Genomic DNA, 16,013 nt, shown 5'->3' with positions numbered 1-16,013 from the left:
GCAGCTATCAGCAGAAGAGAGAGAGGCTATCGTGACCCTTCGCACCTATCAGAACCACACGCCGGCCCTGGGCGCCGGGGCTTTTGTCGATATTTCGGCGGTGGTGATCGGCGATGTCGAAATCGGCGCCGACAGCTCGGTCTGGCCACTGACCGTGATCCGTGGCGACATGCACCGCATCCGCATCGGTGCGCGTACCAGCGTGCAGGACGGCTGCGTGCTGCACATCACCCATGCAGGCCCCTTCAACCCGGACGGTTTCCCGCTGTTGATCGGCGACGACGTGACTATCGCCCACAAAGTCATGCTGCATGGCTGCACCGTGGGCAGCCGCATCCTGATCGGCATGGGCAGCATCGTGATGGACGGCGCCGTGGTTGAGGACGACGTGATCATCGGCGCCGGCAGCCTGGTGCCGCCGGGCAAGCAACTCGAAAGCGGTTTTTTGTATGTCGGCAGCCCGGTTAAACAGGTCCGCCCACTGACTGACAAGGAACGCGCCTTTTTCACCTACAGCGCCGCGAACTACGTGAAGCTCAAAGACTTGCACCTGGCTGAAGGATTCGACCGATGAGCCTGCCTTACCAAACCGTGCTGTTCGACCTGGACGGCACCCTCACCGACCCGCGCGAGGGCATCACCCGCTCGATCCAGTACGCCCTCGGCAAGCTGGGTATCGACGAGCCGGACCTGAGCAAACTGGAACACTTCATCGGCCCGCCGTTGCTGCAAGCCTTCATGCAGTTCTACGACTTCGACGAGGCCAAGGCCTGGGAAGCGGTGAATTTCTATCGCGAGCGCTTCAAGGTCACCGGCCTGTATGAAAACCGGGTATTCGACGGCGTGATGCCGCTGTTGGAAGACCTGGGCAGCCAGGGCCGCCAGCTCTATGTGGCGACGTCCAAGCCGTGGATATTTGCCCGCGAGATCGCCCGGCATTTCGATTTCGCCAAGCACTTCAAGGTGATCTACGGCAGCGAATTGGACGGCACGCGTACCAATAAGGTCGAGCTGATCGCGCATTTGATCAGCGAAGAAGGCCTGGACCCGAGCACCACCCTGATGATTGGTGACCGCAAGCATGACCTGATCGGTGCGCGCAGCAATGGGCTGGATTCGGCGGCGGTGGGGTATGGGTTTGGCAGTTTTGAAGAGTTGAATGCCGAGGCGCCGACTTGGCATTTCGAGACGCTGGCACAGATGCATCAGGCGTTTTTGCAGCGGTCTTGAGACTGCCATCGGGGGCAAGCCCCCTCCCACAGTTGATCTGTATACGCCGTTCAAATGTGGGAGGGGGCTTGCCCCCGATGAGGCCCTAGAGGCCACCCCCTTCCAACTGCCTCAACGCCGCCTTGCGCTGCCCCACCGGCAACCCACCCAGCTTCTCCACCGCCGCATAAAACCTCACCCAATCCCCACCTTCCCGCGCAAACAACGCCGCAAACGCCGGCACCCACTGGTCATACAGCCCAAACGGCAACAGCCGCGCATTGTTCATGGGCTGGTTGATCCAAGTGTCATAACGCTTATCCCCGCCCCACTGGTGATCGCGCATGTGCCGATATTCGGCGCGCAAACGCTCGAACTGATCCGCCTTGGCCTGACGCATCGCATCAGCTGCCAACGGTTGGGCGTAGAGTTTTTCCAAACGTTGACGGGTATCGAGGACTAACTGGATAAATTGATCACGCTGCTTCGACGTCGATAGGCTATCCGCTGCCAAACCGCGCGCAGCACGCCACTGGCGCGTACCCTCCTGCTCGACAAAATTGGCAAACGACTCGTTGAACTCGGTGTCGTCCTTCACATAGAAACGCTGGTGCGCCAGCTCATGGAAGATCAGCGTGGCCAGGCGCTCATCGCCCCAGTTCATCATTGAATTCATGATCGGGTCGTTGAACCAGCCCAAGGTGGAATAGGCCTCGACGCCACCGATCGACACATCCATGCCCTGCTGCTTCAACAACGCGGCTTCGCCACGCGCCGCGCCCTGGTTGTAGTAACCGCGATAGGCCACACAGCCGGCGATGGGGAAGCAATGGGTTTCGGGTGACAGGGAAAACTCCTGCGTGGCGAAGACGTTCCAGACCACATAGGGCCGGCCGATGTCGGCATACAACCTGTAACTCTGGTTGTCGGGCAGGTGCAGGTGTTCACTGGCGAACGTACGCGCCTTTTGCGATTGCGCCAGATGCTCGCGCAATAACGCTGGGCGGGAAGGGTCGGCAATCACCTGCGCCACCGGCTCCCGGGCGCGTAGCAATTGCCACTGACCACTGGCCAACTGGCCGTAATAACTGACACTGGAGCAGCCGCTGAGCAACACAACCATCAACCCTGGAAGAAAACGCCTGACCATGCCCCGACCGCTCCTGGGTAATTTGCTCGCCAGACTATCGCGCCCGCACGGAATTTTTCCATCGCATGACGTGTTTATACTCATAGGGAGTCTGCTGCCGTCGGCGCCGGGCTCAATTCTCTCTTTGCGTCGAGTGCCTGCCATGCGTCAGCTCTTGTTTCCCGTCGCCGCCCTGTTCCTCAGTGCCTGCACCACCACGCCCGTACCGCCGGTGGACCCGCAGCAAGCCTGGGTCGATTTCACCACGCCGACGCCGGGGTCCAAGCTGGTGATGGCGCAGCGTCTGGACGGCAAGAACCTGGATGACGGGCGTTTCTTCCAGTTCCCGCCCGGCCATCATGAACTGATGGTGCGTTTCGACTTTGAAGTCCCCGCGGGCGGCGGTTTGGGTGGGCTGAGCCAGATGATGTACCGCACCTGCTTCATGACCCTGGAATACGATCACTTCCAGGCCGGCCAGCGCTATGTGCTGGAAGGGCGCTCGCTGGCCTTCACACCCAATATCCGGTTGTATGACTCGGCGCGTCAGTTGCTCGCGGAAGAACGCAGCGTCAACTGCCTCTGATCAGTCGTTGTTCTTCTGGTAGACGATGGCCTTGGTGCCGTTCTCACAGCTGCCGACAACCATGGCGCTGTCGTGCTTGTCGGCTTCTTCCTTGCTGACGATCTCCAGGGTGTAGGACGGAACCGCGTTAGCCTGGATCTTGACCTCGATCTCTTTCCTGAGCTCTTCGCAGTCTTTGGGTGCGGCCACAGCCGAGGTGGCCAATACACCGCAGATGATTGCCAAGGCAAAACGTTTCATGTTTGAAGCTCCCTGAATGCATTGCGCACGAGTGTGCGGCTAAGGCTGCATGTTAATAGGACCACACTTACAAAACACGAGTTCTGATCCAACGCAGAACTAAATGTGGGAGGGGCGGTGCGACGATTCGACTTGCCCCCGATGGCGGTCGATCAGCAACAGAGATGTTGACTGCTTCACCGCTATCGGGGGCAAGTCGAATCGTCGCACCGCCCCTCCCACATTGGACCTGCTGCGTTAGCCAACCAAGGTGGCATCCAGGCTGATTTTCGCGTTCAGCACTTTCGACACCGGGCACCCTTCCTTGGCCTTCTTGCTCAGTTCATCGAACTGCGCCTGGCTCGCGCCGGGAATCTTGGCCTTAAGGATCAAATGCACGGCGGTGATCGCAAAACCACCTTCAACCTGGTCCAGGGTCACTTCAGCCTGGGTGTCGATGCTGTCAGCCTTGAGCCCGGCATCGCCAAGAATCATGGAAAACGCCATGGAGAAACAGCCGGCATGGGCTGCGCCGATCAATTCTTCCGGGTTGGTGCCCTTACCGCCCTCGAAACGGGCCTTGAAGCCGTAGGGCGCTTCACGCAGCACGCCGGTTTCCGTGGAAATGGAACCCAGGCCAGTCTTCAGGTCACCTTCCCAATGCGCGGATGCTTTTTTAACGATACTCATAGCGGTCTCCTCGAACGGTGGTTTTGCGTCAGTAAGGGTTCTGAGGATAGACGGCCCGGCAAAGTTCATCTTGTCGGAGAAACCTAGCGATTTAGTAGGAAATTTCTACGCTCGCTATTGAATCTCGGGTATATGCCCTCATTGCATAGAACATGCACATGAAGCGGCAGGTTTTGGTTCGTCTAAGAAGCCTGCGCCCCCATTGGAGAAGCAGGCTTATGAAATCGCTGTCCGACGTAAAGTTCTCGACCCTCGACCTGGTGCCCGTGCGGGCCAACGGCAGTCCGGCGCAGTCGCTGCGCAATTCACTGGACCTGGCCCAGCACGTGGAAAAGTTCGGCTACAACCGTTTCTGGGTGGCTGAACACCACAACATGGACGGCATCGCCAGCTCGGCCACCTCGGTGTTGCTGGGTTACCTGGCCGGTGGCACTTCGACCATTCGCGTCGGTTCCGGCGGTGTGATGCTGCCCAACCACGCGCCTCTGGTGATTGCCGAACAGTTCGGTACCCTGGAAAGTCTCTACCCCGGCCGTATCGACCTGGGCCTGGGCCGCGCGCCCGGCTCCGACCAGATGACCGCCCGCGCCCTGCGCCGTGAACGCTCCGGCAGCGCCGATGACTTCCCGGACGACGTAGCCGAATTGATGGCCTACCTCGGCCCACGCACGCCTGACCAACGGGTGATCGCCGTACCGGGCACCGGAACCAACGTACCGGTGTGGCTGCTGGGCTCCAGCCTATTCAGTGCGCAGCTCGCCGGTGAGCGCGGTTTGCCTTACGCCTTCGCCTCGCATTTCGCACCGCGCCTGATGCATGAAGCGATCCGCGTGTACCGCAACCACTTCAAGCCTTCGGCCGTACTGGACAAGCCCTACGTGATGCTCGGCATTCCGTTGGTTGCGGCGGACACCGATGAACAGGCGAACTACTTGGCGACCTCCGTGTACCAACGCATTCTCGCGCTCATGCGCGGGCAGAGCCTGGTGCAGCGCCCTCCGGTCGACAGCATGGATGGCCTGTGGTTACCCCATGAAAAAGAGGCGGTCGGCAGCTTCCTCGGCCTGGCGATGGTCGGTGGCCCAGCGAAGATCCGCGCCAAACTGGAAGTGTTGATCGAGCAAACCGGCGCCGACGAGCTGATTTTTACCAGCGACCTGTACGAGCATGCTGACCGGATTCATTCCTACGAGCTGCTTGCGCAAGTAATGAAAGGCTAAATCCCAGGCGAAAAAACCGACGCACTTGTGGCGAGGGAGCTTGCTCCCGCTGGGCTGCGTAGCGGCCCCAAAAAACGGGAGTGCTGCGCACTCCAGCGGGAGCAAGCTCCCTCGCCACAAGTACGTCGGTTTTATATCTGGAGCACGAGGTTAACCGCGCTTGTAGGCGATTTCCTTGGTGCCGGCTTCGCAGCTGCCGACTACGGTGTAGCCATCGGCTGCAGCGCCTTTGTCCACCACTTCCAGCGAATAACCCGAAGCGCCCTTGGCGTCGATTTTCGCTGCAATCTCGCTTTTCAGCTCTTCACAAGGCTTGCCCGCCGCCAGGGCTGTGCCGGCAATGCTCAACAAACCTACCGCTAACAGGAACTTCTTCATCCGTTACTTTCCTTGCGCTGATCAAAAAGAGCGTGCCGACGCTCGTGGCATCGGCACCCATTGGTTGTAGCGCAGGTTATGGCAATCGGCCAGTCGGCAAGTTCAACCGATGCGATCAACTACTGGCAATTCGGAATCCCACCTTGAGGGTGACCTGATAGTGCGCGACCTTGCCGTCTTTGATGTGGCCACGGGTTTCAGCCACCTCAAACCACTCCAAGTGCTTGATGCTCTTGTTGGCTTCGGCGATTGCGTTGTTGATGGCGTCCTCGATGCTGGTCGTCGATGAACCCACCAGTTCGACTTTCTTGTACGTGTGATGATCAGACATGGCGTTTCTCCTGGGGTCTCTAGTGAGCGTAGCAGTCAATGTTCGTACTGCTTCAGGCGACGGTTCCTACCTGAAAGTTCAGATTTACTGCACTTTCTGAAACGGCCGCAGTCGGTATCTACACACGCCACTCAATCACTTCAGGAGAGTCCAAATGGCTAACACTTCTTTACGCAAAGCATCGCTGGAAAGCATGGAAGCCGAGATTTCGAGCCTGCTCAAGTCTCTGGAGAGCCTCAAGGACGATGCGTCCGATGAGTCGCGCAAAACGTTGAAGGCCCTGAAAAGCAACGCCGAGAATGCCCTCAAGCACTCGCGTCACCTGATCAGCGATGCCTACGAAGAAAGCAAAGTCAAAATCCGCGAAACCGGTGTTGCCACCCGGGATTACGCACAAGAGCACCCATGGACCACAGCCGGCGTCGCTGTCGGTGCACTGGGTCTGCTGGCTGCTTATCTGCTGTGCAAACGTGGTGACTGATTGTTTACCGGCTAAACCGGCTCGCGCAACAGCTCAGCCTTGAGCCACTGCGCCAGTTGCCCAGCGCGCCCGTCTGCGGCGCGCTTGGGTAGCCACAACGCCAAGTGCGCCGGGGTTTCACTGAACCCCCACGGCGCCACTAGGCGACCTGCTCGCAGGTCCTCTGCCACCAATGGCTCGGGTGCAATCGCCACCCCCAATCCCGCCACCGCCGCCTCCAGCAAATAATACAAATGCTCGAACCCCTGGCCATGCTTCAGTGCGCCGGGCACGATGCCGTGTTGCTGCGCCCAACTGGGCCAGGCTTGCGGGCGGGAGGTGGTGTGCAATAACGCTTCATCACACAAGGCCTGGGCGGGAGCCTGGCGCAAGTGCTCGTAGCCGGCATACCGTGGGCTCATCACAGGCCCGATGCGCTCGCTGGCCAGTTCATACACCTGCATATCCGCCGGCCAAGGTGGCTCGGCGAATACCAGCAAGGCATCCAGACCCGGCCGCCTGGGGTCGAGATCACCGTCACCCGCCGATAGGTGCAGGCGCAAATCCGGCAGGTCGGCGTTCAAGCGCCCCAGGCGCGGGATCAACCAGCGTGCCAGCAAGCTACCCGAGCAACCCAGCACGAACGGTGCATCGGCGCTGCTTTGGGTGAGCTCGGCGCACACATCCCGCAGCCGGTCGAACGCCTCGGCGCTGGCATCACGCAAACGCACGCCGGAATCTGTGAGTTTAAGGCCACGCCCATCCTTGACGAACAGGCTGATACCCAAGTGCTCTTCCAACACCTTCAACTGACGGCTGACGGCGCCATGGGTCACGTGCAATTGCTCGGCGGCCTGGCTGACGCTATTGAGCCGCGCTGTCGCTTCAAAGGCACGCAAGGCGTTAAGGGGCGGAAGGTCTCGGCTCATTTGTGAGTTTTCCTGACAGGTTGCGGCGATCTTATCGGTTTTCAGCGTGGAATGTCAGAGGTAGAGTGGCCGTCATTGCTTTTCACACGAATGCTTACCTGGAGCCTCCCATGACTCAGTCCCAGACCGATCTACGCAACGGCCCAGACGCCAACGGCCTGTTTGGCGCGTTCGGCGGCCGTTACGTCGCTGAAACCCTGATGCCGTTGATCCTCGACCTGGCCCGCGAATACGAAGCGGCCAAGGACGATCCGGCATTCAAAGAAGAATTGGCCTACTTCCAGCGCGACTACGTCGGCCGTCCAAGCCCGCTGTATTTCGCCGAGCGGCTGACCGAGTTCTGCGGCGGCGCCAAGATCTACCTCAAGCGCGAAGAGCTGAACCACACCGGCGCGCACAAGATCAACAACTGCATCGGCCAAATCCTTTTGGCACGGCGCATGGGCAAAAAACGCATCATCGCCGAGACCGGCGCCGGCATGCACGGCGTGGCCACTGCCACCGTGGCTGCTCGCTTTGGCCTGCAATGCGTGATCTACATGGGCACCACCGACATCGAGCGCCAGCAAGCCAACGTGTTCCGCATGAAGCTGTTGGGCGCCGAAGTGATCCCGGTGGTGGCCGGCACCGGCACCCTCAAAGATGCGATGAACGAAGCCCTGCGTGACTGGGTGACCAACGTCGACGACACGTTCTACCTGATCGGCACCGTGGCCGGCCCGCACCCGTACCCCGCCATGGTGCGTGACTTCCAGGCCGTAATCGGCAAGGAAACCCGCGACCAGTTGCAAGCCCAGGAAGGCCGCCTGCCGGACAGCCTGGTGGCGTGCATCGGCGGCGGTTCCAATGCCATGGGCCTGTTCCACCCGTTCCTGGATGACACCAGCGTCGAGATCATCGGCGTTGAAGCGGCCGGCTACGGCATCGAGACCGGCAAGCACGCCGCCAGCCTCAACGGCGGCGTACCGGGCGTGCTGCACGGCAACCGCACCTTCCTGTTGCAGGACGACGACGGCCAGATCATCGACGCCCACTCTATTTCCGCAGGCCTGGACTACCCCGGCATCGGCCCTGAACACGCCTGGTTGCATGACATCGGCCGCGTCCAGTACACCTCGGTGACCGACGACGAAGCCCTGGACGCGTTCCACAAATGCTGCCGCCTGGAAGGGATCATTCCTGCACTGGAAAGCGCCCACGCCCTGGCCGAAGTGTTCAAGCGTGCACCGACCTTGCCGAAGGATCACCTGATGGTGGTCAACCTCTCGGGCCGTGGCGACAAAGACATGCAGACGGTGATGCACCATATGGAAACCGCTAAGCAGGAGAAACACTGATGAGCCGCCTGCAAACCCGCTTTGCGCAGCTGAAAGAACAGAATCGCGCCGCCCTGGTGACCTTCGTCACTGCTGGCGATCCTGGCTATGACACCTCCCTGGCGATCCTCAAAGGTTTGCCGGCCGCCGGCGCCGATGTGATCGAACTGGGCATGCCGTTCACCGACCCAATGGCCGACGGCCCGGCGATCCAGCTGGCCAACATCCGCGCGCTGGAAGCCAAGCAGAACCTGGTGAAAACCCTGCAAATGGTTCGCGAGTTCCGCAAGGACAACAACGACACGCCGCTGGTGTTGATGGGCTACTTCAACCCGATCCATAAATACGGTGTGCCTAAGTTCATCGCTGACGCCAAGGAAGCCGGGGTCGACGGCCTGATCGTGGTCGACATGCCACCTGAGCATAACGGCGAGCTGTGCGACCCGGCCCAGGCGGCCGGCATCGACTTTATCCGCCTGACCACGCCGACCACTGACGATGTGCGCTTGCCGACAGTCCTGAACGGCAGCTCCGGCTTTGTGTACTACGTGTCGGTGGCCGGCGTGACCGGAGCCGGCGCCGCGACCCTGGAACACGTCGAGGAAGCCGTAACCCGTCTGCGTCGTCATACCGACCTGCCGATCAGCATCGGCTTCGGTATCCGTACGCCGGAACAAGCGGCGGCCATCGCCCGTCTGGCCGACGGAGTGGTGGTGGGTTCGGCGCTGATCGATCACATCGCCAACGCCAGCAACGACCAGCAAGCCATCGACGGCGTGTTGAGCCTGTGTGCGGCGCTGTCGGAAGGCGTTCGTAACGCTCGTAAGTAAAGGCTCCGTAACCAGTAGGTAAAGTTCCTGATACAGAGGAATCAACCCGCTCGGGCACGGCCTAAACAGCAAGACCAAGGGATTTCGAACCGTGTTCGAGATCCCTTTTTTGTAGGTGTGCCCTGAGGAATACCCGATGAAAATGCCCAAATCCGTGATTGCGGGCCTTGGCGTGCTGGTGCTTGGCGCCAGCGCCCTGGTGCAGGCCGCGCCTTATGACCAAGGCGGCCCAGACCGTGGCGGCCCGCAAGGCCAGCACGAACAACGTGGCGACGACCATCGCGGCCCGCCGGATAACCGTCGCGGCGGCCCACCCCAGGACTTTGGCCCGGTTCGGCAGATCATCCACGACAACCACGGCCAGTTCTCCCGTGGCGCGCCGCCGCCGCCGAATGTACGCCTGGTGCGTGGCCAGCCGTTGCCTCGTGGTTATTACGGCGAGCGCCTGGACAACCGTGCCCTGGCGCGCCTCCCGGTGTATCCAGGTTATGAATGGCGCCGTTCCGGGCCGGACGTGGTGTTGATCGCGGTGGGCACCGGCATCGTCTACGAGATTCTCGACGGCGTATTAAATTAACGCCGCCGTTTTCTCAGCTAGGCTGAGGGATGAACATGACGTTCATCCCTCAGCGCTTCGTGCCTATTGCCGTCTAACCACCTGAAAGCCACGCATTACCTGCCTATCGGTCGTTAAGTTAGCTGCATCAGAAGCCATTTTTGTCTCCCAGGAGCACATCATGGCATTTGACCTCGTCAACAATCTGGACCGCCGTCACTCAACCTTGCAAAAAGGCTTCAACCTACGCTGGCCACTGGACAATGTGCAGGGTGAATCATCGCCCAACGGCGCCAACCTGATTTACCTGTGTTACAGCCCCCAGGACATTATCGATGCCGCCGCCCAAGCCCTGGCTGCCCCCAATGCCCGGATAACGGTGCGCAGCGGAGGCCATTGCTACGAAGGATTTGTCTCCAACAAGATGCCCGACAGCCCCGATGAGCAGTTGTCGATTCTCGATATCGGGCAAATGAACCAAATAGCCTACGACGCCGCCGGAAAAATCGGTTCTGTGCTGGTGCCAGGGTTGCCGTACGGCTATAGGTTCCGCTTGGAGGCTGGCTGCCAGAACTGGGAGACCACCGTCGCCTTGTACAAAATGGCCGAGATGGCGCTGCCCAGCGGCTCCTGTTATTCAGTTGGCCTGGGCGGGCACATATGCGGCGGCGGCTACGGATTGCTGTCACGCAAGTACGGCCTGGTCTGTGACTGGCTGGATGGCGTGGATATATTGGTCGCCAACGCAACGGGTTCAGGCCTCGAACCGAGGCATGTCTCCCGGGACAGCACCGACCCGGCCGAGCTTGACCTGTTCGCAGCGTGTTGCGGCGCCGGTGGCGGGCAGTTCGGCATCATCACCAGCTACTATTTCAAAACACTGCCCCAAGCGCCAAAGGAAGTCCTCTGGCTGGCGCTGGAGTGGGATTGGTCGACCCTCACTCGACCCGCGCTCGAACGCCTGCTGCACGCTTATCAGGCGTGGTTTGCGGTCAATCAGGCCGACCCATCGACCTGGGGCCTGGCGACGAAGCTGGAGATGCGCCATCTGAATACCGGCAATGTGACGCTGGGCATCCATTATGTCGACGAAGACGGAGGGCTCGATGACCTTGCGCCCTTCGATGACTTCGTCAACCGTATGCTGGCAGCGGCGGGCGTAGAGCCGACGGAGTCTCTCTTGCCGTTCTACGTGGTGCATCAGCCGCGAGACACGCAGCAGGGGCGCCCGGTCGACTCGCTGCACTCCGCCCATGAAGCGGCCCGACGCCTCGACTGGCTGTACGCAACCCAGTCGCTGAACGGCTCCGGCGACAATCAGCGGGGACGTTATAAGTCCGCCTATCAGAAGGGCGGCTTCACACCGCAGGTGTTGGAGGCGATCTGGAAAACCCTGACGCGGGACGATCCCGACCGTCACCTGACTCAAAGCCTGATCCAGATACAGTCCTTCGGTGGACGCATCAACGCGATGGATGGCCCGACACTGGCGCAAACGTCGGCGGGACAGCGCTCCTCGTACCTCAAGTGGCAACCGCAGTGCTACTGGCGCCACCCTAGCGCTGCAGCCGATCAGGCCAATGCCAACTGGATAAGGGGGCTGTTTTACGACGCCTTCGCCACCGGAGCGCCGGACGCCCCCGAGTTCGAGGGCTGTTACATCAACTATCCGGACCTGGACATGACCTACGTCCGTGGCAACCCCGCCAACGGCAAGAACCCGAACTGGTATGGGATCTTCTTCCCCAACACCATTATCGAAAGCCGCCTGCGACGCACCAAGCAACGCTGGGACCCGCTGAATGTGTTCCGTAACGAGATGTCAGTGCCTTGAGCCCACACAACGGGCGACCCTAAGGTCGCCCGTTTTCCTACAACTCGATTCGCTCCACCTTACCGACCAGCAACACATAGGAAAGCGCGCCCAGCAACGCCAGCACCGCGATATAAGTGATCGCCGGCGCAAACGAATCGCCACTGGCCAGGAAGCCAATCACAATCGGCGTGGTAATCGCCGCCAAGTTGCCGATAAAGTTGAACACGCCCCCGGTCAATCCCAGCAAGCGCGCGGGGGCCAGTGTCGACACCAGCGACCAGGTAATCGAGGCCAGGCCATTGCCGAAGAACGCCACCGCCAGGAACGCAATCACCCACGCCGTCGAGTCCACGTAGTTGGCGCCGATGATCGCCGTGGAAATCAGCAACCCGCCAATGATCGGCAACTTGCGCGCAAACCCCACCGACGCGCCGCGACGAATCAGCCAGTCGGAAAACACCCCGGAACACAGCACGCCGACAAACGCCGCGAGAAACGGCAACGACGCCAGCAGGCCGGACTTGATGAAGTCCATGCCGCGATATTTCACCAGGTAGGTCGGGAACCAGGTCAGGAAGAACCAGAGCGTGGAGTTCAGGCAGAACTGGCCCAGGTAGATGCCCCAGAGTTTGCGCTTGCTCAACACGATGCCCAGGTCGACCCAGCTGAACGGCGCCTTGACCGTTTTCGCCTGCATATCCACCAGCCCGCCCCCTTCACGGATCAGCCCGATCTCCGCGGCGTTGGCGCCTTTGAAATCCTTGGGCTCGCGATACACCGCGTACCAGATCACCGCCCACAAGATGCCCACGCCGCCCGTGGCGACAAACACCATGTGCCAGCCAAATGCGTGCTGCAGCCAAGCCAATACCGGCGTGAGAAACGCCAGCCCGACAAACTGCCCGGAGGTGTACACGCCAATCGCCGTGGCGCGCTCGCGCTCGGGAAACCACGTGGTGACCACACGGCTGTTGATCGGGTAAGCCGGGGCTTCCAACGCCCCCACCGCCATACGCAGCACGAACAGCGCGATAAAGCTGGCAGCGAAGCCGAGCATCACGGTGGCAATGGACCACAACAGCAGCGCAGCGGTGTAGAGAATGCGCGGCGGCACGCGGTCCACCAGCCAGCCGCCGGGGATTTGCATGGCGGCGTAGGTCCAGCCGAACGCGGAGAAAATCAGCCCGACGTGCACCGGGTCGATGCCGAGTTCACTGGTCAGCGCGGGCGCTGCGATCGACAGGTTGCTGCGGTCGAGGTAGTTGATCACCACGGTGATAAACAGCAGCACCATGATGAAAAAACGCTTTCTGGTAGGCGTGACGAGAGAAGCCTGCCCGGTGAAGGACTCAGGGTGCATGGGGGATGCCTCTTCTTATGTTTATTGAGGACAGATCTTGCTGACGGAACTCGGTCACTGTGGGAGCTGGCTTGCCTGCTCCCACATCTTGACCGGGTTTCTTCAGGGAAATATCACCACTCGGCGAAGCTGCCGTCGGCGTGGCGCCAGATCGGGTTGCGCCAGCGGTGGCCGATGGCCGCGCGTTCGATCACGTATTCCTCGTTGATTCTCAATGCCCAGGCCCGGCCCGTTAGGGATCTTCACGAAGCCTTTGTCGTAGTCGAAGACTCGCGGATCTTTCACATAGTCGAGCAGGTCATTGCTCTCGTTGTAGTGAATGCCCAGGCTTTGCTCCTGGATAAACGCGTTGTAGCAGACCGCGTCCAGTTGCAGGCAGGCTGCCAAGGCAATCGGGCCCAGCGGGCAGTGGAGGGCCAGGGCCACGTCGTAGGCTTCGGCCATGTTGGCGATCTTGCGGGTTTCGGTGATGCCACCGGCGTGGGACGCATCCGGCTGAATGATGTCGACGTAACCTTCGCTGAGCACGCGCTTGAAGTCCCAGCGCGAAAACAGGCGTTCGCCCAGGGCAATCGGCGTGCTGGTCAGCGGTGCCAGTTCTTTCAACGCTTCGTAGTTTTCGCTGAGCACCGGCTCTTCGATAAACATCAGCTTGTACGGGTCCAGTTCCTTCATCAGCACCTTGGCCATGGGTTTGTGCACCCGGCCATGGAAGTCGACGCCGATACCGACGTTGGGGCCGACGGCATCACGCACGGCGGCCACGTTGGCCAGGGCCAGGTCGACTTTTTCGAAGCTGTCGACGAACTGCAGTTCTTCGGTGCCGTTCATTTTTACCGCCGTGAAGCCACGGGCCACGGCCTCTTGGGCGGCGCGGGCGGTGTCGGCCGGGCGGTCGCCGCCGATCCACGAGTACACGCGAATCTTGTCGCGCACCTGGCCACCGAGCAGGTCGCTGACGGAAACGCCGAGGGCCTTGCCCTTGATGTCCCACAGCGCCTGGTCGATACCGGCGAGGGCGCTCATGTGCACGGCACCGCCCCGGTAGAAGCCGCCACGATAGAGTACGGTCCAGATGTCTTCGATATTTCGGGGGTCTTTGCCGATCAGGTAGTCGGACAGCTCTTCGACGGCAGCTGCCACGGTGTGGGCGCGGCCCTCGACCACGGGCTCACCCCAGCCGGTCACGCCCTGATCGGTCTCGACCTTGAGGAAGCACCAGCGCGGCGGGACGATGAAGGTCGTCAGTTTGGTGATTTTCATCTGTTATCTCTCTTATAGATGCGGCGCCTGTGGGCGCGGAACTTGAAGTCAGCTCAGGGCTTTCCAGGCGGCGACATAAGCATGGGCGCGGCTCGCTACCTGATCCACTGTCATACCCGGTTTGAACAACCCGGAACCCAGCCCGAAGCCTTTGGCGCCGGCGTCGATGAACACCTGCATGTTGCCCGGGGTGATGCCACCCACCGGCAGCAGCAAGGTGCCGGCCGGCAATACCGCCAGCCACGCCTTGATCACCGCCGGGCCCATTTGCTCAGCCGGGAACAGCTTCAATACGTCGGCGCCTTCGGCCAATGCGGCGAAGGCTTCGGTCGGCGTCGCCACGCCCGGCGACAGGAACAGCCCCGCCGCTTTCGCGGCACGCAACACCTTGGCATCGCTGTGAGGCATTACGATCACCTGGCCACCGGCCGCCTTCACCTGCTCGACCTGCTCAGGCAGCAACACCGTACCGGCACCGATCAGGCAATCGGCGGGCAGGCTGTCGCGCAGGGTGCGGATGCTGGTGTAAGGGTCAGGCGAATTCAGCGGAACTTCGATCACGCGAAACCCGGCCTGGTACAGCACCTGGCCAACGGCCTCGGCTTCGTCCGGGCGGATGCCGCGCAGGATGGCGATCAAACCGTTTTGCGCGAGTGCTTGCTTGAGCATGTCAGGCCTCCGATACAGGTTGAGTGAGCCCGGCCGCCACGGCCAGTTGCCACAGGCCACGCTCGGTGGCTTCCTGCGCCAGGCTGACGTGGGCAAAGCCGCAAAGGGCAAGGGCGCGTTGATAACGGGCGCAGAGAGGAGCGGCGCCGACCAGGACGATCGGCGTGTGTTTTGCGCTGCCGGGCAAGCCGGCGAGTTCATGGCCAATCAGCAGCCCGGAGAGGTAGTCGGGCTGCTGGTCGGGGGCGAGTGCGCCAGTGAGCCCGAGGGTGCGCGCACTGAACAGGGTCGACAGCACACCGCGCTCGCCGTCCGTCGACAGCGCCACGTGCACGCCTCGGTCAAAGGCTTCGGCCTGGAAATGCTCGCAAGGTTGCTGGGTGCGCCCGAGGATGCTGTGCTTGCTCAGCACCGCGAACAGCTCGCCGGTCATGAAGGTGTCGAAGTGGGTGATGCAGCCTTCGACCACTTCGACCCATTTGGAATGGCTGCCGGGCAGGCCGATCAACCCATCGACGCCCAGCCCTTGCAGCACGCCTAATACCTGGGTTTCTTCGCCGCGCATCACGTTGGGCAAGCCAACCTGCTCGATCACACCTGGGACGATATGCACGTCGACCCCACGCAAGCTGCGTACCCGGTGCAGGGCCTGGCCCAGGCTCGCCACGTCGACCGGGGTGTTGCGGTAGGCCGCTTCGCTCCAGCCCTGGGCGCTGCCGACCATGCCACAGGCGATCACCGGCAGGGTGGGCGCGGCGTCGAGCCAATCGCCGCAGGCTGCATCGAACGCCAACTCGAAGCCATCGCTGCAGTGAACGCCGGCGATAACCCGCGGCTCGCTGGGCAAATGCATGATGCCCCACGCCAGCGAGCGCTGTTCCAGCACCACGCCTGCGGGGCCGAGTTTATAAGCACGAAGGGAGCTGGTCCCCCAATCGAGCGCGATCAATTGCGCCTGCATCGCTTCACCTGAGTTCTGAGCGGATGCAGCGAATATAAACCTACGCGCGAGGAAGTCTCAATATATAAATATCAATCCCATATTTAGGGAT

Annotated in this window: 18 protein-coding genes and 1 pseudogene; 9 read left to right on the top strand and 10 right to left on the bottom strand. The window is 61.2% G+C overall.

Annotated features, from left to right (window positions below; all coding sequences use genetic code 11):
* The first annotated feature begins 31 nt into the window (after nt 1-31).
* Together ACI512_RS03345 and ACI512_RS03340 are read left to right on the top strand one after the other, a co-directional pair.
* Complete coding sequence (locus ACI512_RS03345; RefSeq protein ID WP_064053154.1) at nt 32-574, top strand: gamma carbonic anhydrase family protein; 543 nt, start codon at nt 32-34, stop codon at nt 572-574.
* Complete coding sequence (locus ACI512_RS03340) at nt 571-1,230, top strand: HAD family hydrolase (protein WP_046035874.1); 660 nt, start codon at nt 571-573, stop codon at nt 1,228-1,230. Before ACI512_RS03345 ends, ACI512_RS03340 begins: the two co-directional genes overlap by 4 nt.
* A gap of 85 nt (nt 1,231-1,315) precedes the next feature.
* Here ACI512_RS03340 and ACI512_RS03335 read toward each other — a convergent pair whose 3' ends face one another.
* A complete protein-coding gene (locus ACI512_RS03335) occupies nt 1,316-2,359 on the bottom strand; it encodes an aminopeptidase (RefSeq protein WP_236382879.1) in 1,044 nt (347 codons plus the stop codon).
* 142 nt (nt 2,360-2,501) lie between these two features.
* Here ACI512_RS03335 and ACI512_RS03330 point away from each other — a divergent pair, with 142 nt between their 5' ends.
* Nucleotides 2,502-2,924 carry a lipoprotein gene (locus ACI512_RS03330; protein WP_046035872.1) on the top strand — a complete coding sequence of 141 codons (423 nt, stop codon included), beginning with the start codon at nt 2,502-2,504 and terminating at the stop codon, nt 2,922-2,924.
* Here ACI512_RS03330 and ACI512_RS03325 read toward each other — a convergent pair whose 3' ends face one another.
* Nucleotides 2,925-3,164 (bottom strand): DUF1161 domain-containing protein, encoded by a 240-nt coding sequence (locus ACI512_RS03325; RefSeq protein WP_010207769.1) that lies wholly within the window; start codon nt 3,162-3,164, stop codon nt 2,925-2,927.
* A gap of 237 nt (nt 3,165-3,401) precedes the next feature.
* Nucleotides 3,402-3,833, bottom strand: a complete 432-nt coding sequence (locus tag ACI512_RS03320; protein WP_012721488.1) for an OsmC family protein — start codon at nt 3,831-3,833, stop codon at nt 3,402-3,404.
* Nucleotides 3,834-4,051: 218 nt separating this feature from the next.
* Here ACI512_RS03320 and ACI512_RS03315 point away from each other — a divergent pair, with 218 nt between their 5' ends.
* A complete protein-coding gene (locus tag ACI512_RS03315; protein ID WP_231808417.1) occupies nt 4,052-5,053 on the top strand; it encodes an LLM class flavin-dependent oxidoreductase in 1,002 nt (333 codons plus the stop codon).
* Between the two features lie 150 nt (nt 5,054-5,203).
* Here the strand turns inward: ACI512_RS03315 and ACI512_RS03310 are convergent, their stop codons facing one another.
* Together ACI512_RS03310 and ACI512_RS03305 are read right to left on the bottom strand one after the other, a co-directional pair.
* Nucleotides 5,204-5,431: a DUF1161 domain-containing protein gene (locus tag ACI512_RS03310; RefSeq protein WP_012721486.1), complete on the bottom strand. Its 228-nt coding sequence runs from the start codon at nt 5,429-5,431 to the stop codon at nt 5,204-5,206.
* Between the two features lie 115 nt (nt 5,432-5,546).
* Nucleotides 5,547-5,762: a dodecin gene (locus tag ACI512_RS03305; RefSeq protein WP_012721485.1), complete on the bottom strand. Its 216-nt coding sequence runs from the start codon at nt 5,760-5,762 to the stop codon at nt 5,547-5,549.
* A 154-nt stretch (nt 5,763-5,916) separates the two neighbouring features.
* Here ACI512_RS03305 and ACI512_RS03300 point away from each other — a divergent pair, with 154 nt between their 5' ends.
* Entirely contained in the window at nt 5,917-6,243 is a 327-nt protein-coding gene (locus tag ACI512_RS03300) for a YqjD family protein (protein ID WP_003170746.1), read from the top strand.
* A gap of 11 nt (nt 6,244-6,254) precedes the next feature.
* On the opposite strand, the gene ACI512_RS03295 is transcribed toward ACI512_RS03300, so the two are convergent.
* Nucleotides 6,255-7,151 carry a LysR family transcriptional regulator gene (locus ACI512_RS03295; RefSeq protein WP_405121610.1) on the bottom strand — a complete coding sequence of 299 codons (897 nt, stop codon included), beginning with the start codon at nt 7,149-7,151 and terminating at the stop codon, nt 6,255-6,257.
* Between the two features lie 110 nt (nt 7,152-7,261).
* Between ACI512_RS03295 and trpB the strand changes: the two genes are divergently transcribed.
* The 4 genes from trpB to ACI512_RS03275 all read left to right on the top strand — a co-directional run bounded on the left by trpB (nt 7,262) and on the right by ACI512_RS03275 (nt 11,687).
* The gene (trpB, locus tag ACI512_RS03290) at nt 7,262-8,488 is read left to right on the top strand and encodes a tryptophan synthase subunit beta (RefSeq protein WP_012721483.1); all 1,227 of its coding nucleotides are present in this window, start codon (nt 7,262-7,264) and stop codon (nt 8,486-8,488) included.
* A complete protein-coding gene (trpA, locus tag ACI512_RS03285; protein ID WP_012721482.1) occupies nt 8,488-9,297 on the top strand; it encodes a tryptophan synthase subunit alpha in 810 nt (269 codons plus the stop codon). Before trpB ends, trpA begins: the two co-directional genes overlap by 1 nt.
* Nucleotides 9,298-9,433: 136 nt before the next feature.
* Nucleotides 9,434-9,874 (top strand): anti-virulence regulator CigR family protein, encoded by a 441-nt coding sequence (locus ACI512_RS03280; RefSeq protein ID WP_012721481.1) that lies wholly within the window; start codon nt 9,434-9,436, stop codon nt 9,872-9,874.
* 160 nt (nt 9,875-10,034) lie between these two features.
* The gene (locus tag ACI512_RS03275; RefSeq protein ID WP_405121609.1) at nt 10,035-11,687 is read left to right on the top strand and encodes a BBE domain-containing protein; all 1,653 of its coding nucleotides are present in this window, start codon (nt 10,035-10,037) and stop codon (nt 11,685-11,687) included.
* A 37-nt stretch (nt 11,688-11,724) separates the two neighbouring features.
* On the opposite strand, the gene ACI512_RS03270 is transcribed toward ACI512_RS03275, so the two are convergent.
* The 4 genes and pseudogenes from ACI512_RS03270 to ACI512_RS03255 all read right to left on the bottom strand — a co-directional run bounded on the left by ACI512_RS03270 (nt 11,725) and on the right by ACI512_RS03255 (nt 15,922).
* Complete coding sequence (locus tag ACI512_RS03270; protein ID WP_236379030.1) at nt 11,725-13,029, bottom strand: MFS transporter; 1,305 nt, start codon at nt 13,027-13,029, stop codon at nt 11,725-11,727.
* A gap of 113 nt (nt 13,030-13,142) precedes the next feature.
* Nucleotides 13,143-14,292: pseudogene (gene dgoD / locus ACI512_RS03265) on the bottom strand (galactonate dehydratase).
* Between the two features lie 48 nt (nt 14,293-14,340).
* Nucleotides 14,341-14,961: a 2-dehydro-3-deoxy-6-phosphogalactonate aldolase gene (locus ACI512_RS03260; RefSeq protein ID WP_236379032.1), complete on the bottom strand. Its 621-nt coding sequence runs from the start codon at nt 14,959-14,961 to the stop codon at nt 14,341-14,343.
* Nucleotide 14,962: 1 nt separating this feature from the next.
* Nucleotides 14,963-15,922: a 2-dehydro-3-deoxygalactonokinase gene (locus tag ACI512_RS03255; protein WP_012721477.1), complete on the bottom strand. Its 960-nt coding sequence runs from the start codon at nt 15,920-15,922 to the stop codon at nt 14,963-14,965.
* Nucleotides 15,923-16,013: the final 91 nt, after the last annotated feature.

Source organism: Pseudomonas petroselini (assembly GCF_045037875.1).
GTDB classification, from domain to species: Bacteria; Pseudomonadota; Gammaproteobacteria; order Pseudomonadales; family Pseudomonadaceae; genus Aquipseudomonas; species Aquipseudomonas petroselini.
Note: the sequence above shows the minus strand (reverse complement) of the source record. Positions and strands in the feature narration are given on the sequence as shown.